This is a genomic window from Neorhizobium lilium, assembly GCF_004053875.1.
GTDB lineage: Bacteria > Pseudomonadota > Alphaproteobacteria > Rhizobiales > Rhizobiaceae > Neorhizobium > Neorhizobium lilii.
This window is the reverse complement of sequence record NZ_SBIP01000001.1, coordinates 721,636-739,819: the sequence shown is the minus strand read 5'-3', so window position 1 is coordinate 739,819 and position 18,184 is coordinate 721,636. Positions and strand designations below refer to the sequence as shown.

Sequence of the window (18,184 nt, the reverse complement as noted above, 5' to 3'; positions counted from 1 at the left end):
TCCTTGAATTTCATTGGGCGTAATGGCAGGCGACTGTGTGGTTTTCGCCAAAGCTACGATATCGCGGAGCTTCCGCGCGACAGAGATCGGTGGCAAGCGGACAGCGTGTGTGAAAGCGGCAGCCGGATGGCGGATTGTGTGGGCTCGGCAGGTCGCCGGAGATCGGGGCCGCATGTTTGCGCTTGGCCGGATCCGGGACCGCTGCCAGCAAGGCGCGCGTGTAGGGATGCGCCGGAGAGGCCCACAAGGCGGCCGTGGGCGCGCTCTCGACGATCTTGCCCAGATACATGACGAGAACCCTGTCGGAGAAATACCGAACCACCGAAAGATCGTGGGATACGAAAAGATAGGACAGCGAAAGACGCTGTTTCATTTCCACGAGAAGGTTGAGGATCTGCGCCTGGATCGAAAGATCGAGTGCGGAAACCGGCTCGTCACAGACCACCAGTTCCGGCTCGAGAATCAGGGCGCGGGCAATGCCGATGCGCTGGCGCTGGCCACCCGAAAACTCGTGAGGATAGCGATCGAGGGAATCCGGTGGCAGCCCCACCTGCTCGGCGATTTTCTCGACAATCTCCCGCCGCCTCTTGCCGTCGCCGATGCCATGGACCTTGAGCGGCGCGGTCAGGATGGCCCGCACCGTCTGGCGTGGGTTGAGCGAGGCGAACGGGTCCTGAAAGATCATCTGGATACGCTGGCGAAGGCCGCGCAACTCTCTGGCCGACATGGCGGTGACGTCAGAACCTTTGAAGGTCACCTGTCCGGACGTGGGCTCGACCAGCCGCATCAGCGATTTTCCAAGCGAAGATTTGCCGCAGCCGGATTCTCCGACGAGAGCGACGGTTTCGCCGGTTTCGATCTCAAGCGAGACGTCGTCAACCGCGCGGACAGTTCCGCGCCCGGCCGAATACTGGGTGGAAAGATTATGCACCGACAAGAGCGTCATGGGAAACCCGGCCAAATTGGGAAGGAACGAGAGGGCAGGCCGCATAACGGCCGTCGCTGATGAGCTTGATCGGCGGCACGGCCTGGCCGCAGGACGCGCGGGCGTCGGGACAGCGCGGCCGGAAGGCACAGCCTTTTTCATGAAGCGAGGAGACGATGGAGCCCGGTATTTCGAGCAGGGGTCCATCGCGATAATGCTGCCCGACTTCCGCGCGTGGCGACGCGGCAAGCAGCCCGCGCGTATACGGGTGGTATGGATGTTCGAACACCGGCTGGGGCAGGCCTTCTTCCACCTTGCGCCCGGCATACATGACCATGACCCGGTCGGCCCACTGTGCGACGATGCCGAGATCGTGGGTGATCAGGATGACCGCCATGTTCAGATTGAGGCGCAGATTGTCGAGCAACTGCAATATCTGCGCCTGGATCGTCACGTCGAGTGCGGTCGTCGCCTCGTCGGCAATCAGCAGTTTCGGGTTGCAGGCGACACCGATGGCGATCATCACACGCTGGCGCATGCCACCTGAAAGCTGGTGCGGATAATCGTCTATGCGACGTCCCGCCTCGGGAATGTTAACGAGATCGAGCAATTCGATTGCACGCTTGCGGGCGCTTCGCCTGTCGATCTTGTCATGGATGCGCAGGACCTCGACTATCTGTTCGCCTACCGTCAGCACGGGATTGAGCGAGGTCATCGGCTCTTGGAAGATCATGCCGATCTCACGGCCGCGGATCGACCGCCATTGCCGTTCCGAAAGATCAGACAGATCACGCCCCGCCAGCCGGATCGAGCCCGTCTTCCTGGCATGGGATGGCAGAAGCCCGATCAGGCCAAGCGCCGTCAGCGACTTTCCCGAACCGGATTCGCCGACGATTGCCAGCATTTCGCCGGCGGTGACATCGAAGCTTACGCCCTTTACCGGCTGGGCGGACCCGAACCCTACCGCGAAGTCGTGGACTTCCATCAGCGGGGTCATCGGCGTTCCTCCGAAAAGCGCGGGTTCAAGGCGTCGTTCAGCCCGTCGGAAATCAGGTTCAGCGATATGACGGTGAAAACGATGGCAAGGCCGGGAAGGGCGGTCAGGTACCATGCGGTGCGGATGACATCACGGCCGGAACCGATCATCGAGCCCCAGGATACACGGTTCGGATCGCCCAGCCCCATGAAGGAGAGTGCTGCCTCCATCAGGATCGCGCCGGCCACCATGACCGAGGAGGTGACGATGATTGGTGGCAAGGCATTCGGCAGGATTTCCGCAAACACGATGCGGGCATGGCCATAACCGAGACTGCGGGCGGCAAGCACATAATCCTTTTCGCGGATGGCGCGGAATTCGGCGCGTGTCAGACGGGCCACGGTCGGCCATGTGATGATGCCGATCGCGGCCGTCACCGTCGTTACCGTCGGCTGGGCTATTGCCACCAGCACGACCAGAAGAACGAAATTCGGCAGCGTCTGGAAAATCTCGATGATCTTCACGAGAACCTCGTCGACCCAGCCGCCAAAATAACCCGCAACCGCGCCGATGCCGATGCCGATCGTCAGGCCGAGCGCCGTTGCGACGATGCCGACCGTCAGGGAAATGCGCGCCCCATGCACGATGCCGGCCAGCACGTCGCGGCCCATCGAATCCGTTCCGAGTGGATAATCGGCATTTTGGCCCGGCCACAGGAACGGGCGCGAGACCATTTCCAGAGGATCGCCGGGATAGAGAAGGGGCGCCAGGAGAGCAGTCACGACGACTGAGGCAAGGAAAAGAACGCCCACGATCGCGTTGGGATTGGTGAGGAAGATCCTGATCTCACGGCGCAGGCCACGGCGGCTCTGGTATGCGGAACGGGCGCTGAGAGCGTCCGGCGCACGCGTATAGGACCATTCCTTTTCCGCCTCCGCAGCATCCGGCGGAGGTGAGGCGATCTCGGTCGATCGGCCGACTGCGACGAGCAGCGAGGGGGAAAGGGCAGTTGATTGGGACGATGTCATCGGCTTTCTCCGATACGTGGGTCTAGCCAGGCCTGCAGCAGGTCCACCGCGGCGTTCACGAAGATGACGACCAGCGACGACAGAAGCAGGATGCCGAGCAGAACGCTGAAATCGCGTGCCATGACGGCTTCGAAGGCGAGGCGGCCTAGACCCGGCCAACTGAAGACGGTTTCGACAACCACGGCGCCGCCGAGCAATCCGCTGACATGCATGCCGGCCATGGTGGTGATCGGAATGAGCGCGTTGCGCAGGATATGGCGAAGCGTCAGCCGCAGCGGCGACACACCCTTGGCCCGGGCGGTTCTTACATAATCCTGCGATTTCACTTCCAGCATCGCCGCGCGTGTGAGGCGGGCGTAGATCGCCAGATAAAAGACGGCCAGCGATACCGCCGGAAGCACGATGAAACGCGCGCGGTCGAGGAGCGCATGAATACCGGTCAGGCCGCTGCCGATGGTGGAGTCGCCGCCGGACGGGAGCCATCCCAGCTTCACCGAAAAGGTCAGGATCAGCATCAGTCCGATCCAGAAGCCGGGAACGGAATAGAAGATGAGGGAGGCGATCGAGATGATGCGGTCCGGCAGACGCCCCGAAAACAGTGCCATGATCGACCCCAGGAATACGCCGATCACGATGGCGGACGAAAGCGCTACGCTCATCAGAATGAGTGTCCCCGGCAGGCGCTGGCCGATGAGATCGGCAACCGGCATTCCGTAGCGCGGCGAATAGCCGAGGCTGAAATGCGCGAGGTTGTTGAGGTAATTGAGGAGCTGCTGGATCACGGGCAAGTCCAGCCCGAAACGCGAGCGGATCTCGGCCATGGTTTCGACCGTGGCGGAGCCGGCCTCGGCCGCCAGAACGTCGGCGGCATCCCCCGGTGCCAGCTGCAGCAGAAAGAAGTTAAGGATGACGATTCCCAGCGCCGTGGGAATGGCCTGCACGATGACGCGTCGAGCGCGTGACAGGATTCTTTTCGAAGTCGACATCGGTTCCAGCCAGCAGGTTGCAGCTCAAAGTCCGGTCCATCCGGATATGATTAGTTGACCTTTTCTATATATTTTGTCAAATGCATTACGCAATTTTTTTGCGCCACTATGGATTGATCTGGATATTTTTAAAATAGGATCTCGAATATCGGATTAAATTGGAATATTGTTCCAATTTAATCCGATGGCGAAGCAAGGCGTCCTAGCAAAATCCACGGTGGCAGGATTTGTTGGCCAAGATGCCGTGAAAAAAGAAAGGACGTTCCACATGAGCAATATCCACACCACCAGGCGCAGCTTCCTGGCGGCATCTGTCGCATTCGGCGTCATTCTTGCGGGCCGCGTGTCGGCCCTCGCGGCAACACCCCAGCGCGGCGGGACGGCGACCTTCCTCATCGCTTCCGAACCGCCCGTGCTGACGACGATCGCCCATACGGCCTATAATTCGGTCTTCGTTTCGCCCAAGGTTCTCGAAGGTTTGCTGACCTACGATTTCGAACTCAACCCGAAACCGCTGCTTGCCACCGAATGGACCATCAGCGACGACGGACTGCGCTATACGTTCAAGTTGCGGCCCAACGTCAAATGGCATGACGGCAAACCGTTTACTGCAGCCGACGTGGCTTTTTCGATCGAGACGATCAAGGAGATCCATCCGCGGGGGCGCAACACTTTCCTGAACCTGACGGAAGTCCAGACTCCGGACGATCTGACGGCAATCCTGGTATTGTCCAAGCCTGCGCCTTACCTGATCTCCGCGCTTGCCTCCGCAGAAACCCCGATCGTTCCCAAGCACATGGGCACGAAGGTTGCCGAAAACCCGGCCAATCTGGCGCCGATCGGCACCGGCCCGTTCAAATTCAAGGAATGGGCCCGCGGCAGTCACATCATCTATGAGCGCAACGTCGAATACTGGGATGCGCCACGCCCTTATCTCGACCAGCTGATCGTTCGCTTCATTCCGGATGCGGCCGCCCGTTCGATCGCGATCGAGGCCGGTGAAATCGACCTCGCGCCTTCGACGCCGGTGCCTTACAGCGATCTCGACCGCATCAAGGCGCTGCCGCATATTGGTTTCGAAACGCGTGGTTACCAGTATTCGAACTCCATCAGCCGGATCGAATTCAATCTTGAAAAGGATGTCTTCAAGGATGTGCGGGTGCGGCGCGCCTTCGCGCATGTGATCGATCGCAACGTCATCTTCAACACCATCAACTACGGCTACGGGGCGCCGATTACCGGCCCCATCAGCCCCAACCTCTCGCGCTGGCACGTTGCAGATCTAAAGACCTACAAGATCGATATCACCGCTGCCGAATCATTGCTCGACGAGGCCGGCTACAAGCGCGGCGCGGACGGAAAGCGGTTCAAGCTGAACCTCGACTACGTGCCGAGCGGCGAAACCTATCCGCGCGGTTCCGACTATATCCGCCAGGCTCTCGCCAAGGTGGGCATCGATGTCGTCATCCGCACCCAGGATTTTGCCGCCTATACGAAGCGCATATATACCGACCGCGATTTCGATTTCGCTTTCGAGGGCATGAGCAACCTGTTCGATCCGACGGTCGGGGTGCAGCGGCTCTACTGGTCCAAGAATTTCCGCAAGGGCGTGCCCTTCTCGAATGGCGCGGCCTACAACAATCCCAAGGTGGATGCTTTGCTGGAGGCCGCCGCAGTCGAGATCGATCCCACCAAGCGCGTCGCCCAGTGGAAAGAGATCCAGCAGATCCTCGTCGATGATGTGCCTGCGATCGACATCACGGCATCACCGGAAATCACGATCTACAACAAGCGTCTGGCCGATCATACCACCGGAGCGGAAGGCGCCGGCGGAAGCCTCGCATTCGCATACATCGTTTCGGCCTGAAAGGCGTAACTCTCCATGCAGCCGGCTGCCAGAGCGGCCGGCGTTCCTGCGCCGGGCGGACACGTTTTCCGCCCGGACCGGCGATCGTCATTACGCAGCCTTTGCTGCATGTTTCATGAGGATGAACAATGGTCACTCCGCTTTCGGAAACCTAGTATACGCGCTGCCCGTGCCGACGCCGGTCGGTCTTGTTGCCCAGCTCGGTTATCTCGAACAGACGTTTGCCGATGCAGGCGTCGCGCTGAAATCGATCATTGATTCGCCTGATCGTTCGATCCGGCAGATCGAGCGGCTGCACGAGGCGGGTCTTCTCGGCGCCGTTGCGGCGCGGGAGGAAGGTGGCCTGGATGGCGGGCTCGCATTGGCACAGCCGGATGCGTCTCGCTGATTGTGCCGTAGCGCTTTCGAAGCAATCGGAGGCTCCCGTAAGCGTACACCAGAAGAAACGGCTGCCGGACAGGCTCGCGCGGGAGACGAAAATCCGAACCGTCAAAACATAATAGAATATAATTTCTATAGAATTTATGGATCTCGGCTAGCCTCTTGCCTCAACCTCGGCCTCAAGATCCATCGTCATCCGGCGCATTGCCGATTGCGGCAGAACAGGTACCACCATGACCAAGGTCCCCCATATCCAGATCGAGAACGTGACGCGAAAATTCCAGGTGAGCGGCGGAAGCCTGGTCGCCCTCGACAATGTGACGCTCGACATCGCGGAAGGGGAATTCGTCACGATCGTCGGTGCCAGTGGCTGCGGCAAATCCACTTTGCTCCGGCTTGGTGCAGGCCTGGATACCAACCATGAAGGCTCCGTCATTCATGCCGGTGTCCCGGTCGATGGGCCAAGCCTCGACCGAGGGATGGTTTTCCAGGAACCACGTCTCTTTCCCTGGCTGACGGTCGAGAGAAACATAGCGCTTGGCCTCGAAAATTCAGGGCTTCCGAAGAGCGAGAAGAAGCAGCTCGTCGCCCAGCATCTCGAGCTTGTCGGGCTGACGGCCTTCGCCAAAGCCTATCCGCATCAACTTTCCGGCGGCATGGCCCAAAGGGCGGGGATCGCACGTGGGCTCGTCAACCGGCCGGATGTGCTTTTCCTCGATGAACCCTTCGGCGCGCTCGATGCGATCACCAAGACGCGATTGCAGGACGAGTTGCAGGAGATCTGGGCCAAGGAGCGCATCACCATGGTGCTCGTGACCCACGATGTCGATGAAGCCGTTTATCTCGGTGACCGCGTGGTGATCATGTCTCCGCGGCCTGGCCGAATCCGCGAAATCGTCGAGGTCAATCTGCCTCGCCCGCGCGTCCGTACCGCCGCAACCCTTCTTCAGGTTCGAAATCGCGTTCTCAACAGCCTCAACGAAACCACCGGAGCAATCGATCGCGAGCGGCCTGCCGCGGTATTCGAAGAGAGCGCCACCGTTTCGAAACAGCCCATTACCGCATTCGCCTAATTCCTAGAAAAACGGGAAAACACTCCATGAAATTTACATCCATCCTACGTTTAACCGCAGGCATAGCCTTTGCCGGCATGTTTGCGGTATCGGCCCATGCCGCGGATACTCTCGTTATCCATGTCGGTTACGCGGCGATCGGCGTCGATAACCGCCCGTTCTCTGAAGGCACGTCAGCGGCGACCGCCCGCGCCGGCGAATTTCTCGAGAAGGAATTTGCCGATGATCCGAACGTCAAGATCGAGTGGACCTTCTTCAAGGGGGCCGGTCCGGCGGTCAACGAGGGCTTTGCCAACGACCAGCTCGATTTCGCCTATCAGGGGGATCTTCCCTCGTTGATCGGTCGCGCGACAGGCCTGAAGACCAGATATCTTCTGGCAAGCGGTGCTCGCAAGCCGCTCTATCTGGCCGTGTCGAAGGATAGCGGCATCAAGAAAATCGAGGATCTGAAAGGCAAGAAGGTTGCCTATCAGCGCGGCACCAATGGCCACCTTGCTGCCATCAAGATTCTCGAAGCGCACGGCCTGAAGGAGAAAGATATTCAGGTCATCAATCTTGACAGCGCAGCTACCATCGCGGCCCTCACCAGCAAGGATATCGACGCGGCATTTGGCGATACCCAGCTGATCAACCTTGCGGCGCAGGGATCTGCCGATGTCATCTACACGACGAAAGGCGACGATCCCCGTTTCGGCCGCAATGCCGGGATCATCGCACGACAGGCATTCATCGACGCCCACCCGGAAGTCACGCAGAAGGTGGTCGATGCTTTCGTGAAGGCTGCGCAATGGTCGTCGGACGAGAAGAACCGTGCCGCCCTGTTCGAACTCTGGCACAAATCCGGTACGCCGATCGCTATTATCGAGGAGTATTTCAGCAAGGATACGCTCGCCTATCGCAACTCGCCGCTGATCGATGATCTGCTCGTCTCGCAATACGAGGAACAGGCGGTCAAGAGCAAGGAATTCGGTCTGGTTCGCCGCGAAGTCGATCTAAAAGGTTGGTTCGAGCCGAAATACTTCAACAATGCAGTCGAGCGCCTCGGCCTGACGAAATTCTGGCAGTCTTACGGCGCCAACGGCAAGCCCATCGGATCCTGATCGCAAGCGAAGACAAGGAAGCCGGCATGGCTGTCATTTCGGAATTTTTTGGCCATGCCCGCCTGCGCCCCCGCAAACGCCTGCTTGGCAGGCTCGGGACCGGCGCGACGGCACTCGTTCTGCCGGTTGCCATCCTCACCCTCTGGTGGGTGGCCTCAGACAGGGGCTGGCTGCCGCAGCAGATCCTGCCGGCGCCGGCCTATGTCTACGAAATGGCGCGCGACATGATCGCGAGCGGCGAAATCCTCTACCATACAGGCGTTAGCCTTAGGCGCGTCATCATCGGTTTTGCGATAGGCGCGGCTCTCGGTCTCAGCCTCGGGATCGCGATGGGCCTGTCCGAAGTCGTGGAAGATTATGCCAAACCGCTTTTCCTGGCCTTTGCGCAGATCCCCACGCTTGGCTGGATCCCGCTTCTCATGCTGCTTGTCGGGATAGACGAGACGTTGAAGATCATCATCATCGCCAAGGGTGCGTTCGTGCCGATGGCGATGAATACGTTCACCGGCATCCGTAATGTATCGCCGCGCTATATCGAGGTGGGACACGCACTCCGGTTCAGCCGCTGGCAACAACTCCGGCTGATTATCCTTCCTGCTGCCATACCCTCGATTTTTACCGGCATTCGCTATGGCCTCACCCATTCCTGGACGTCTCTCGTCGGCGTCGAACTCCTCGCCTCGTCCGAGGGACTTGGCTACTTGCTTGTCTGGGGCCGGCAGATGTTCTGGCTCGATACGGTCATTATCGCGATGATCGCGATCGGCATCGTCGGCTTCGTCATGGACAAGGGCCTGAACAGTACCGAGCATCTCATTCAGCGCTGGAAGAAGGGGGAGGCTTGAGAATGGCAGCTGCCACATCGCAGGCGGTGCGTTTCCGCCGAGGGATTACGCTTCCGATATTTCTGTTGATCGCATGGGAAGTCTCCAGTCGATCGGGGCTTGCCGATCCCCGCTTTCTTCCTTCGCTGGAGAATGTTGCTCTGACGGCGAAGCGGGAACTGATCGACAACAACCTTTTCGGCGATCTGGCCTACAGCCTCATGCGCAATCTTGCGGGTTTTCTGATCGGCAGCGCTCTAGGCGTTGGGTTTGCCACCCTGCTTGCCCTGTCGCGGATCGCCGACCGGCTCGTCATGCCGACATTCAATGCAGTCAAGCAGATCTCGCTGCTCGCCTGGATCCCGCTGATTTCCGTCTGGTTCGGTTTCGGCGAGCAGGCCAAGATCGTTTTCGTGGCGCTTGCAGCGTTTATCCCGATCGTTCTCAACACCTATGACGGGATGCGGGCGGCCCCCGCCGATCTGCTCGAAGTCGGGCGGGCACTGAAATTCAGGCCCCATCAGCGCGCGCTCAGGATCTATATCCCCTCGGCAATGCCGGCCATCGCAACCGGCGTGCATCTGGGCCTGATCTATTCCTGGCTCGCAACCGTGGGTGCGGAATATTTCCTGGCGGTCGGCCCCGGCATCGGTGGCCTGGTAATCGCCGGGCGCGAGCGTTTCGACATGGCGATGGTCATGGTCGGCGTTTTCATTCTCGGGCTTGTCGGGTTTTCGCTCAATCGCCTTGCCTATTCGCTCGAGGCCTATCTTCTGCGTTGGCGGCCAAGGCAGGTCCGGTGAGGCGATTTTAGTAAACGTCGTTCACGCCTCGGCATCCGGCCCAAACAGGGAGAGGTATCTCTCGCCGCTGTCCGGGAAGATCAATGCGATCGTTTTTCCGTAGTTCTCCGGTCGTCTCGCGAGATTGACAGCTGCAACGACTGCGGCGCCCGAGGAGGTGCCGACGAAGAACCCCTCTTGTCGTGCTACTGTGAGGGCGGCCTGCCGTGCCTCAGTCGTGGTTACGGCGATAATTTCGTCGGCAATCGCCGTATTGTAGGTTTCCGGAAGGGTGCCGTCGGTGATGTCCGTCACCTTGTGGACGCCCTCGATGGCCGGGTTTTTCGGGTTCTCGGGGGAGGGAAGAGAGCCGACAGTCGGTTCGGCAACAACGATGCGAATATCGGGCTTGTTCTCCTTCAGGAAGCGGCCAGCGCCGCTGATCGTCCCTCCGGTACCGACCGTTCCGACAAAAATATCGATTTCACCATCCGTATCCCGCCATAGTTCGGGGCCTGTCGTGTCGTAGTGAACCTGCGGGTTTGCGGCATTGGAGCGCTGGCCGGTATAAAAGGCATCCGGGTTTTGCTCCTTGATCCGCTCGATGATGCGATGAACGGCCTGGGGCTGGAAAAGCTCTTCATTGTCGACCAGGACGATCTCGGAGCCGAACTGCCTCAGGATATTGATCTTGTCCTCGCTGGTCGTGTTTCGCAGATAGAACTTGGTCCGATAGCCGCGCGCAGCCGCAACAGCGGCAATCCCGATGCCGGTATTGCCGCTCGTCAGATCGACCAGAAGGTCACCGGCCTTCAACCGGCCATCGTTCTCCGCCTGGCGGATGATACCGAGCGCCGTACGATCCTTGATGCTGCCTGCCGGGTTAAGATATTCCAGCTTGCCGAGAAGCCTGGCGTTCAGCTCATAAGCCTGCCGCAACCGTTGAAGATCGACGAGCGGCGTATTGCCAACGACCTCGGTGAATCCCTGATGGATTTTGCTCAACGTTTCCCGTCTCCCCATTGGTCCTGTGGAGGTTGATGGTAGCGGGAGCGGTGGTCGAGTGAGAACCAAAATATTCTATAATTTTAATAGGCTATATTTATTTTGGCTTTCTTTTGATGTGGCGCGCAAAATTGTTTTGAAGGAAGACGGCGTGGTCGATACGCCGTCCCCCATGGCGTGTGGCTTACTTCAGCGAAACGACGCCGGCTGCGACATCCGGCAGAGCCGGAATGATGCCGCTCTTGGCGTACCATTCGGCAACAGCGCCGATCTGCTTGACGTCGACTTCGGTCACCGCCGTGGTCGGTACCGCATTGTTCGCGCCGATCTTGGCGGCGAGGTCGGCGGGTACGTTCATTTCCTTCGCCCAGACGGCACCGGCCTCGGCCTTGTTGGCGACGGCCCACGCGTTTTCGGACTTGATTACGTCGAAGACGAGCTGAAGCTGATCGGCCTTGGATTTGGCAAAATCCTTGCTGGCCACGAGGACCACGGCATTGTCGGACTTGATGGCGGCGCCATCTGCCAGAACCTTGCCGTCATAGGCCTTTTCGGCAATCGTCAGGAACGGGTCCCAGGTTGCCCAGGCATCGACATGGCCTTGGCTGAAGCTCGGGCCGCTATCGCTCGGGCTCAGATAGACACGCTCGACGCTCTTGGGATCGACGCCATTGGTGGCAAGGCCCTGCATCAGAAGATATTCGCCGGTGCCGCCACGATTGACCGCGACCTTCTTGCCGGCCAGCTCCTTGAGCGAATTGATACCGGAATCCTTTTTCACGACGATGCCTTCCGAACCCGGCGCCATCTTCTGATAGGCAAAGACGACCAGCGGGATCTTCGCCGAAAGGGCAGCGATTGCGGATGTGGAGCTGCCAGCCGTGATGTCGATGGCGCCAGCATTCAGCGCCTCGAAGGCGGGTGCCGCGGCCGGGAACGGGCCTGCCCATTCGACCTTGATGCCCTTGTCCGCGAGCGCCTTTTCAAGGGTGCCGCGCGATTTTGCGAGCGTGATGTCGTTCGGTCCGCGCAGCCAGCCGATACGGATCGTCTGGTCGGCCGCATGCGCTGCCGGCGCGCTGCCGGTTATGGCCGCTGACACTGCTATCGTGGCGAGAAGCTGTCGTTTGGTAAACATTCTGGGATCCGATCTGCCGGTTTGGCGTGAGAGACGGGTATGGCTTCAGACGTGAGAGAGTTCGACGCCGAGTTCGCGAAGGAGCCCTGTTTCGATAAGGCTCGCCTGCGGATCGCCCCGGCGGCGCGGATGTTCGATATCGACGCGGATCTCGTGTGAGAACCGCCCCTGATCAAGGACGAGAATGCGGTCGGCCAGCGCCACCGCTTCCCACACGTCATGGGTGACGAGCAGAATCGCCGGATGGTGTTTGCGCCAGAGATCGAAAACCAGATCGTGCATGCGCAAGCGTGTCAGCGCATCGAGGGCGGCAAAGGGCTCGTCGAGAAGAAGGAGATCGGGGCTGCGCACGAGGGCACGGGCAAGTGACGCCCGCTGAGCCTCGCCGCCGGAAAGCGTCAGCGGCCATGCGTCGCGCCGATGCGACAGTGAGACATCCGCGAGTGCTGCGCCTGCCAGTGCGCGCGCATCCGGCTTTCGGGCGCCGAGCGCGACATTTTCGATAACGCTCTTCCACGGCAGGAGCCGAGGTTCCTGGAAGACGACGGACCGGCGTGCGGGAATTTCAAGCTTTTGGGCAGGCGCGGTGTCGAGCCCGGCCAAAACCCGCAGGAGCGTTGACTTGCCGGAACCGCTACGCCCGAGCAGGGCGACAAATTCTCCCTGCGCAATCTTCAGATCGATGCCGTCGAGAACGGCAGGGCCCCCGAAGGAACGGCGGAGACGGCGAATGTCGACAAGCGCGTTCATGCAATCACCTGCGGGCGCCAACGCAGCGCGTAAGCTTCAATTCCACGCACCAGTCCGTCGGTCAGAAGACCCATGATTGCGTAGACAAGCAGGCAGACGACGATCACGTCGGTCTGCAGGAAATCCCGCGCATAGGTGATGATGTAGCCGATGCCGCTGGACGCGTTGATCTGCTCCCCGACGACGAGGCTGAGCCAGGCGACGCTGAGGCCGTAACGGATACCGACCAGAAGCGAGGGAAGTGCGCCCGGAATGACGATATGCCTGATGATCCCGATCGTTCCGAGTTCGAGCACCTGGCTGGTCTCGATCAGTTTCTTGTCTATGCTGCGGATGCCGCCATGTAATGTCAGGTAGATCGGGAAGATCGCCCCGAAGGCGACGAGGCCGATCTTCGGAGCCTCGCCGATGCCGAACCAGAGGATGAAGAGCGGCAACAGGCCAAGGAAGGGCATGGCCTTCAGCATCTGTATCGGCGGGTCGATAATGGCTTCGCCAAGTCGCGACAGACCGGAGGTGAGCGCCAGCGCGATGCCGATCACGACGGCGATGGAAAAGCCGGCAGACACACGCAGGAAAGAAACGACAAGCCCGGTGACAAGCTCGCCGGATGCGATCAGCCGACCCGCAGTGATCGCGATTTCGGTCGGTGCGGCCAGAATTCGCGGCGAAAGCAGGCCGGAAAGGCTGGCGATCTGCCAGAGGGCGATAATTGCGATCGGCGAGGCGATCCGGCCGGCCGTTCGCCAAAGCCGGTTGTCGGCGGGCGCCAGAAGGGATGCGTCCGGCGTTCCGTGGGTGTCGTTTCGCTCTGCGGCGCTTCTGTCAGCCATTGGCCGGCTTTCCGCTGAGATCGCGGTCGAACAGGGTCGACCAGGTAAAATGCTTGCGTTCCTGCGTGACGCGCGCAACGGGCAGTCGTGGAAGAACCAGCTCGCCAAAACGATAGGCCTCTTCGAGGAGCGGCATGCCGGACAGGATGAACGTGTCGACACCGACCTTCTGATAGGCTTCGAGCGTGCGGATGACCGTATCCGGCGAGCCGACGATGGCCGTGCCCGGGCCTGGGCGGACGAGGCCGACGCCGGCCCACAGGTTCGGTGCGATTTCCAGATCGCGCAGATTGGTCGGCTTGATGCCGCCATGCATGGCGCTCATGCGCTGCTGGCCGACGGAATCCGTATTCGATACGAAACGCTGATTGGCGGCAATCGCCGCATCGTCCATCTGATCATAGAGGTCGGCGGCTGCTTCCCAGGCCTTTTCGTCCGTCTGACGGACGATGACATAGAGGCGGATGCCATATGTCAGCTCGCGACCGTGTTCGGCGGCCCGGGCTTTGACCTTCTTGACCTTTTCGCCCATCTGTTCCGGCGTTTCGCCCCAGGAGAGATAGGTCTCGACATGTTTTGCGGCGACGTCGATGGCGCTGTCGGAAGATCCGCCGAACCAGAGCGGCGGCGGCTGGATCGACGTGCCCGCAGGCAGCGCAAGCTTGGCGCCTTCCGTCTGGAAATATTTGCCCTTGTGGGTGACGCTTTCGCCGGCCATCAGTTGGTGCCAGATGGTCAGATATTCATCCGCCATGACATAACGTTCGTCATGCGGCAGCATCATGCCATAGGCGCCGAGCATCTTGGCATCGCCGGAGACGACGTTCAGCATCAGCCGGCCGTTGGAGAATTCCTGGAAGGTCGCGGCCATCTTGGCAAGCAGCGTCGGGGCGATCAGGCCGGGATGGAAGGCGATGAGAAACTTCATGCGCTCCGTATAGGGCAGAAGCGCGCCGGCCAGCGGCCAGACGTCATGCGCACCGGTTGCAAACAGCGCGCCGGTGAAGCCGAGATGGTCATAGGCCTGGGCCAGCTGCTTGTAATAGCCGTAGTCGATCGTGCGGGAGCCCTCGGGCTTCCAGGGGTAAGCGCCATCGGGTGCGCACATGTACCAAAGCACGTTCATGTCAGCTCTCTTTGCCGTTCTTCGTATCGATTGTAAGCTGCGCAACGAGATCGCCGTGCCTGTAAAGCGTATCGGCCTCGGCCTGCTGCTCGCGCAGCAAGGCGTCGCCTGCCGTGATCACCTGCCAGTTTCTTTCGGAGACCACCCGGGTCCATGCCCGCCGTTCCGCCTCTTCGCCACCTGCGGACAGAAGTGCGGCGGCCTTTTCCGGATCTGCTGCGATCTGTGCTCCCAGCAGTTTCAGTTCGCCGGCAAAATCCTGAAGCGTTTCGGCAGAGAGGCCTCGCGCCTCTATCGTCCAGAACTGCGAGCGGTTGGGAATGAGGTTGCCGCAATTGGCAAGAACGCGAAACTCGCCGCTCGCCAGCGACTGTTCCAGATGCGGAGCCATTGCCACCCAGGCGGAAACCGCGCCATCCCGCAAAGCCTCGCTGGAGGCAATCGGGGCGATGTCACGCCGCTCCACATCCGTCAGCCTGAAACCGTCTTCCTCAAGCTGCTTGGCCAGGAAATAGGTCAGAAATGAACCATCAACCAGGGCTACCGGCTTGCCCTTGAGGTCGCCGACACTCTGGATGTCGGATGCCTTCGATACGAGGATAGCACCGTTTGCAGGTCTTGGCGCCGAAGCTGCGGCATAGGTCACGGAAAGGCCGGCGGCCTGAGCCAGGATCGGTGGCGTCGAACCCGTACCGCCGATATCGAATTCACCTCTTGTCAGCCGGTCGGCCGTCTCGCGCCCTTCGGTATAGGCCGCAAATTCCGGCTTCATGGACGCAAAGGCACCAGGCCAGAGCGAAGCCAGTTTTAGATGCAGGTTGTTGGGATGATGGCCGATCCTGAATACCAAGGCACTTCTCGCGTTGATTTTTATTATATAAATTTATATAATGAAGAGGATTGCGGCGGCCAGGAATGTTCGACTTCCATTTCGTCGCTGCGGAGAAAAATTTCCTATCAAACGGAGCGTATTTGGTGGCGACGAAAGACGTTACGGATAATTCCAACCAGCCGAAGCCGCATGTTCCGAAAGTGAAATGCCGGGCGATCGGCGCTGCGTCAGATTTTCTCAAGGCGATGTCCAATCCAGTTCGGCTCTCTATCTTGTGCGTGCTGATGGAAGGTTCCCGCACTGTGGGCGAGTTGGAGGAAATCCTCGATGTCCATCAGCCTACATTGTCACAGCAGATCGGAGAGTTGCGGGATGCCGGGATAATCGTCGGCTCGCGACAGGCCAAAGCTGTCTTGTATCGATTGGCCGATCCGCGCGTCGGCCAGATCATCGGCCATCTTCGGCTCCTGTTTCCAGATGCCTCGGCATCGGCGATCTGGAAGGGCGCGCAATTCTCCCCGTCCGTTCAGGCAGACATGGAATAGGGCCAAATGGCGGTTTTGGTCCAAAGGGGCTTAAGCGGCAAAGCAAATCATATCGATCGGGCTGAAGCCCGATCGATATGATGACGCGCTGCTCTGATCTCTCTCTTCAGCGAATGCCGGGATTCAGCAGCGGAAGCAGGTCTTTCCTCTGTCTGACGATCTCCGTCAGATATGGCGTGTCAGACAGGATGAACTTGGTAATACCGAGGTCGCGGTATCTCTTCAAGGATCGCGCGACTTCCTCGGCCGAGCCGACGGGCCATGTGGTACCGGCGCCACCGGCGCCAAATTTGCCCGGCACGATGTAGAGATTGTCGTCCAGCACATCGCCGAGGCTTTGCAGATCGAACAGCCGCTTCTGGCCGACTGCGATCGACTGGCGGTGATCGTTCCATCTTCCGCTTGTGCCTTCCGCCAGCTTGGCGACCTTGGCCTCTGCCACCGCCCGCCTCATCGGAGGTCTCGCGCACCACCATCGTGATGCGAAGGCCGAATTCGAGGGGGAGCAGATCGCGATCGCGATCGAGATCGCGGCTTAGATCGCCGTTTCGGCACGCTTGTGCTCGGTGACGCCGGGGCTGCGATCAAGGGCGGCTTGCACGGCTGCTACCGCGGCATCGGCGGCGCCCGCTTTCAGAGACATTTGAATTCGCCGATCCGCTCCAGGATATACGGATCCCGAGTGGCACCCGACAGGCCCTGACGTGATCCATGGCGGTGGCCCTGGTCGATGCCGTCAGCAGACGAATAAGGGACATTCACGCCAAAGATGCGGGCTGGGAGCGCCATCCGGTCAAAAAAAAGGGCATCGAAAACCGATGCCTTGAGTTTGAAGGTCAAAACCTCCAGAGGGGAACAGCAGCCTCACCGGGAACAGCAGGTCCAAGCGCGAGTGCTATCTCTCTTTTAAGTCGGCTGGGCAGACGAAAGAAAGGAACGGAATTTTCCATTTGCAGACGAAAGAGGATGGTCTTTGCTATTCGCCTTCGCGCTCAGACCGTGATGCCGTTGCTCTAGAGCCACGAGAACGAGACGGATGACAGCAGACTTTTCGCATCACGGCCGCTTGGCCGAAAACTTTTCTCCGCATATGGCCCGTTTTAGCCAGCACTGTCTTTGATTCAGACCTGAAGGGCATCATTCTTGTGTCCATGACACAGAGGCATTCCATGGCAACCGACAGCGCTGAGATCATCGATTTCCAAGCTTACCGCGAAGCCCGCCGGGGAGGCGAGCCGTCTGCGCCGCCGCAGCAGGCGATAGCGTCGTTCAACGGTCTCCAGCCGATGTTTATGTGGGTTCCGGTGTGGACGTTCTTTCCGGTGATGGCGGGCCCGTGGGTCCATGCACAGTGAAGCTCTTGCGAGCCTGAGCCAGGAGGAATTTCAGGACCCGTTCGAAGCGATCTGCGTGCGCACCGGCCGCAATCTGCGTCGCCTGCGCACGCGTCGCGGTTATTCGCTTGACCGGCTTGCAAAGGTCTCCGGTGTCAGCCGGGCGATGCTTGGCCAGATCGAGACCGGCAAGAGCAGTCCTACACTCAACGTGCTCGCCAAGATCGCGGCGGCGCTGGAAATCTCCTGCGGCTCGCTGATCATCGAGGAGGACATGCCGACCACGGTGCTGCTGACGAGGGCAGCCTCCAAGACGCTGTCGTCGAACGACGGAAAATTCGAAACCCGTGCCCTGTTTCCTTATGACGGCGATCGAACGGTCGAGTTCTACGAACTTCGCATCGCGCCGCACCACACCGAGCGCGCGGACGCGCATCGCAAAGGCACTATCGAAAACCTGGTGGTTGCGCAGGGGACAGTCGAAGTCGTGGTTGGAAAACAGCCGCCCCATATTCTCGGCGAAGGGGATGCGCTGATCTTCGAGGCGGACGTACCGCACCTCTATCGCAACATGACAGGCGGGCCTGCCGTGCTTTATCTCGTCTCGACCTATCGCGAGGTCATCCACATATGAAAAGGCCTCCCGCAAAGGAGGCCTTCGAATGGGTCAGCCGGCTTG

General features: G+C 60.0%; 20 protein-coding genes and 1 pseudogene. 10 read left to right on the top strand and 11 right to left on the bottom strand.

Features of this window, described 5'->3' with window-relative positions; all coding sequences use genetic code 11:
- Nucleotides 1-10: 10 nt before the first annotated feature.
- The 4 genes from EPK99_RS03360 to EPK99_RS03345 are packed head-to-tail and all read right to left on the bottom strand — an operon-like array spanning nucleotide 11 to nucleotide 3,915.
- On the bottom strand, nucleotides 11-946 hold the full coding sequence (locus EPK99_RS03360; RefSeq protein WP_128441185.1) for an ABC transporter ATP-binding protein: 936 nt from the start codon (nucleotides 944-946) through the stop codon (nucleotides 11-13).
- The gene (locus EPK99_RS03355) at nucleotides 924-1,922 is read right to left on the bottom strand and encodes an ABC transporter ATP-binding protein (protein ID WP_128441184.1); all 999 of its coding nucleotides are present in this window, start codon (nucleotides 1,920-1,922) and stop codon (nucleotides 924-926) included. The genes EPK99_RS03360 and EPK99_RS03355 overlap by 23 nt, the downstream gene beginning before the upstream one ends.
- Nucleotides 1,919-2,929, bottom strand: a complete 1,011-nt coding sequence (locus EPK99_RS03350) for an ABC transporter permease (protein ID WP_128441183.1) — start codon at nucleotides 2,927-2,929, stop codon at nucleotides 1,919-1,921. The genes EPK99_RS03355 and EPK99_RS03350 overlap by 4 nt, the downstream gene beginning before the upstream one ends.
- Nucleotides 2,926-3,915 (bottom strand): ABC transporter permease, encoded by a 990-nt coding sequence (locus EPK99_RS03345; RefSeq protein WP_128441182.1) that lies wholly within the window; start codon nucleotides 3,913-3,915, stop codon nucleotides 2,926-2,928. The genes EPK99_RS03350 and EPK99_RS03345 overlap by 4 nt, the downstream gene beginning before the upstream one ends.
- 268 nt (nucleotides 3,916-4,183) lie before the next feature.
- On the opposite strand from EPK99_RS03345, the gene EPK99_RS03340 reads away from it, so the two are divergent.
- From EPK99_RS03340 to EPK99_RS03315, 6 genes are all read left to right on the top strand, one after another.
- Nucleotides 4,184-5,782, top strand: coding sequence for an ABC transporter substrate-binding protein (locus tag EPK99_RS03340; protein WP_128441181.1), 1,599 nt, complete (start codon nucleotides 4,184-4,186; stop codon nucleotides 5,780-5,782).
- Between the two features lie 115 nt (nucleotides 5,783-5,897).
- The gene (locus EPK99_RS25590) at nucleotides 5,898-6,170 is read left to right on the top strand and encodes a hypothetical protein (protein WP_245455619.1); all 273 of its coding nucleotides are present in this window, start codon (nucleotides 5,898-5,900) and stop codon (nucleotides 6,168-6,170) included.
- Nucleotides 6,171-6,396: 226 nt separating this feature from the next.
- The gene (locus EPK99_RS03330; protein WP_128441180.1) at nucleotides 6,397-7,236 is read left to right on the top strand and encodes an ABC transporter ATP-binding protein; all 840 of its coding nucleotides are present in this window, start codon (nucleotides 6,397-6,399) and stop codon (nucleotides 7,234-7,236) included.
- Nucleotides 7,237-7,262: 26 nt separating this feature from the next.
- On the top strand, nucleotides 7,263-8,336 hold the full coding sequence (locus tag EPK99_RS03325; RefSeq protein ID WP_128441179.1) for an ABC transporter substrate-binding protein: 1,074 nt from the start codon (nucleotides 7,263-7,265) through the stop codon (nucleotides 8,334-8,336).
- A 26-nt stretch (nucleotides 8,337-8,362) separates the two neighbouring features.
- The gene (locus EPK99_RS03320) at nucleotides 8,363-9,181 is read left to right on the top strand and encodes an ABC transporter permease (protein ID WP_128441178.1); all 819 of its coding nucleotides are present in this window, start codon (nucleotides 8,363-8,365) and stop codon (nucleotides 9,179-9,181) included.
- 2 nt (nucleotides 9,182-9,183) lie between these two features.
- Nucleotides 9,184-9,963 carry an ABC transporter permease gene (locus EPK99_RS03315; protein ID WP_128441177.1) on the top strand — a complete coding sequence of 260 codons (780 nt, stop codon included), beginning with the start codon at nucleotides 9,184-9,186 and terminating at the stop codon, nucleotides 9,961-9,963.
- A gap of 21 nt (nucleotides 9,964-9,984) precedes the next feature.
- On the opposite strand, the gene EPK99_RS03310 is transcribed toward EPK99_RS03315, so the two are convergent.
- From EPK99_RS03310 to EPK99_RS03285, 6 genes are all read right to left on the bottom strand, one after another.
- A complete protein-coding gene (locus EPK99_RS03310; protein ID WP_128441176.1) occupies nucleotides 9,985-10,947 on the bottom strand; it encodes a PLP-dependent cysteine synthase family protein in 963 nt (320 codons plus the stop codon).
- 184 nt (nucleotides 10,948-11,131) lie between these two features.
- A complete protein-coding gene (locus EPK99_RS03305; RefSeq protein WP_128441175.1) occupies nucleotides 11,132-12,085 on the bottom strand; it encodes an aliphatic sulfonate ABC transporter substrate-binding protein in 954 nt (317 codons plus the stop codon).
- A 45-nt stretch (nucleotides 12,086-12,130) separates the two neighbouring features.
- On the bottom strand, nucleotides 12,131-12,835 hold the full coding sequence (locus EPK99_RS03300) for an ABC transporter ATP-binding protein (RefSeq protein ID WP_128441174.1): 705 nt from the start codon (nucleotides 12,833-12,835) through the stop codon (nucleotides 12,131-12,133).
- Nucleotides 12,832-13,668, bottom strand: coding sequence for an ABC transporter permease (locus tag EPK99_RS03295; protein WP_128441173.1), 837 nt, complete (start codon nucleotides 13,666-13,668; stop codon nucleotides 12,832-12,834). The genes EPK99_RS03300 and EPK99_RS03295 overlap by 4 nt, the downstream gene beginning before the upstream one ends.
- Nucleotides 13,661-14,794, bottom strand: a complete 1,134-nt coding sequence (locus tag EPK99_RS03290) for an LLM class flavin-dependent oxidoreductase (protein ID WP_128441172.1) — start codon at nucleotides 14,792-14,794, stop codon at nucleotides 13,661-13,663. The genes EPK99_RS03295 and EPK99_RS03290 overlap by 8 nt, the downstream gene beginning before the upstream one ends.
- A gap of 1 nt (nucleotide 14,795) precedes the next feature.
- The gene (locus EPK99_RS03285; RefSeq protein WP_245455617.1) at nucleotides 14,796-15,644 is read right to left on the bottom strand and encodes an ABC transporter substrate-binding protein; all 849 of its coding nucleotides are present in this window, start codon (nucleotides 15,642-15,644) and stop codon (nucleotides 14,796-14,798) included.
- Nucleotides 15,645-15,769: 125 nt separating this feature from the next.
- On the opposite strand from EPK99_RS03285, the gene EPK99_RS03280 reads away from it, so the two are divergent.
- Complete coding sequence (locus EPK99_RS03280; RefSeq protein WP_245455615.1) at nucleotides 15,770-16,171, top strand: ArsR/SmtB family transcription factor; 402 nt, start codon at nucleotides 15,770-15,772, stop codon at nucleotides 16,169-16,171.
- A 106-nt stretch (nucleotides 16,172-16,277) separates the two neighbouring features.
- Here the strand turns inward: EPK99_RS03280 and EPK99_RS03275 are convergent.
- Nucleotides 16,278-16,710, bottom strand: a pseudogene (locus tag EPK99_RS03275) (LLM class flavin-dependent oxidoreductase); the annotation flags it as partial.
- A gap of 172 nt (nucleotides 16,711-16,882) precedes the next feature.
- Between EPK99_RS03275 and EPK99_RS03270 the strand changes: the two are divergent.
- From EPK99_RS03270 to EPK99_RS03260, 3 genes are all read left to right on the top strand, one after another.
- Complete coding sequence (locus EPK99_RS03270; protein ID WP_128441170.1) at nucleotides 16,883-17,188, top strand: hypothetical protein; 306 nt, start codon at nucleotides 16,883-16,885, stop codon at nucleotides 17,186-17,188.
- 152 nt (nucleotides 17,189-17,340) lie between these two features.
- Nucleotides 17,341-17,526 carry a hypothetical protein gene (locus EPK99_RS03265; RefSeq protein WP_128441169.1) on the top strand — a complete coding sequence of 62 codons (186 nt, stop codon included), beginning with the start codon at nucleotides 17,341-17,343 and terminating at the stop codon, nucleotides 17,524-17,526.
- Nucleotides 17,516-18,139 carry a helix-turn-helix domain-containing protein gene (locus EPK99_RS03260; RefSeq protein ID WP_128441168.1) on the top strand — a complete coding sequence of 208 codons (624 nt, stop codon included), beginning with the start codon at nucleotides 17,516-17,518 and terminating at the stop codon, nucleotides 18,137-18,139. The genes EPK99_RS03265 and EPK99_RS03260 overlap by 11 nt, the downstream gene beginning before the upstream one ends.
- The last annotated feature ends 45 nt before the right edge of the window (nucleotides 18,140-18,184 follow it).

Bases quoted from the DNA above. Each gene is read 5' to 3' on its own strand.
- EPK99_RS03320 (WP_128441178.1), top strand. From the start codon at position 8,363: ATGGCTGTCATTTCGGAATTTTTTGGCCATGCCCGCCTGCGCCCCCGC.
- EPK99_RS03345 (WP_128441182.1), bottom strand. From the start codon at position 3,915: ATGTCGACTTCGAAAAGAATCCTGTCACGCGCTCGACGCGTCATCGTG.
- EPK99_RS03305 (WP_128441175.1), bottom strand. From the start codon at position 12,085: ATGTTTACCAAACGACAGCTTCTCGCCACGATAGCAGTGTCAGCGGCC.
- EPK99_RS03315 (WP_128441177.1), top strand. From the start codon at position 9,184: ATGGCAGCTGCCACATCGCAGGCGGTGCGTTTCCGCCGAGGGATTACG.
- EPK99_RS03330 (WP_128441180.1), top strand. From the start codon at position 6,397: ATGACCAAGGTCCCCCATATCCAGATCGAGAACGTGACGCGAAAATTC.
- EPK99_RS03260 (WP_128441168.1), top strand. From the start codon at position 17,516: ATGCACAGTGAAGCTCTTGCGAGCCTGAGCCAGGAGGAATTTCAGGAC.
- EPK99_RS25590 (WP_245455619.1), top strand. From the start codon at position 5,898: ATGAGGATGAACAATGGTCACTCCGCTTTCGGAAACCTAGTATACGCG.
- EPK99_RS03360 (WP_128441185.1), bottom strand. From the start codon at position 946: ATGACGCTCTTGTCGGTGCATAATCTTTCCACCCAGTATTCGGCCGGG.
- EPK99_RS03355 (WP_128441184.1), bottom strand. From the start codon at position 1,922: ATGACCCCGCTGATGGAAGTCCACGACTTCGCGGTAGGGTTCGGGTCC.
- EPK99_RS03265 (WP_128441169.1), top strand. From the start codon at position 17,341: ATGGCAACCGACAGCGCTGAGATCATCGATTTCCAAGCTTACCGCGAA.
- EPK99_RS03295 (WP_128441173.1), bottom strand. From the start codon at position 13,668: ATGGCTGACAGAAGCGCCGCAGAGCGAAACGACACCCACGGAACGCCG.
- EPK99_RS03350 (WP_128441183.1), bottom strand. From the start codon at position 2,929: ATGACATCGTCCCAATCAACTGCCCTTTCCCCCTCGCTGCTCGTCGCA.
- EPK99_RS03300 (WP_128441174.1), bottom strand. From the start codon at position 12,835: ATGAACGCGCTTGTCGACATTCGCCGTCTCCGCCGTTCCTTCGGGGGC.
- EPK99_RS03340 (WP_128441181.1), top strand. From the start codon at position 4,184: ATGAGCAATATCCACACCACCAGGCGCAGCTTCCTGGCGGCATCTGTC.
- EPK99_RS03290 (WP_128441172.1), bottom strand. From the start codon at position 14,794: ATGAACGTGCTTTGGTACATGTGCGCACCCGATGGCGCTTACCCCTGG.
- EPK99_RS03325 (WP_128441179.1), top strand. From the start codon at position 7,263: ATGAAATTTACATCCATCCTACGTTTAACCGCAGGCATAGCCTTTGCC.
- EPK99_RS03270 (WP_128441170.1), top strand. From the start codon at position 16,883: ATGGCGGTGGCCCTGGTCGATGCCGTCAGCAGACGAATAAGGGACATT.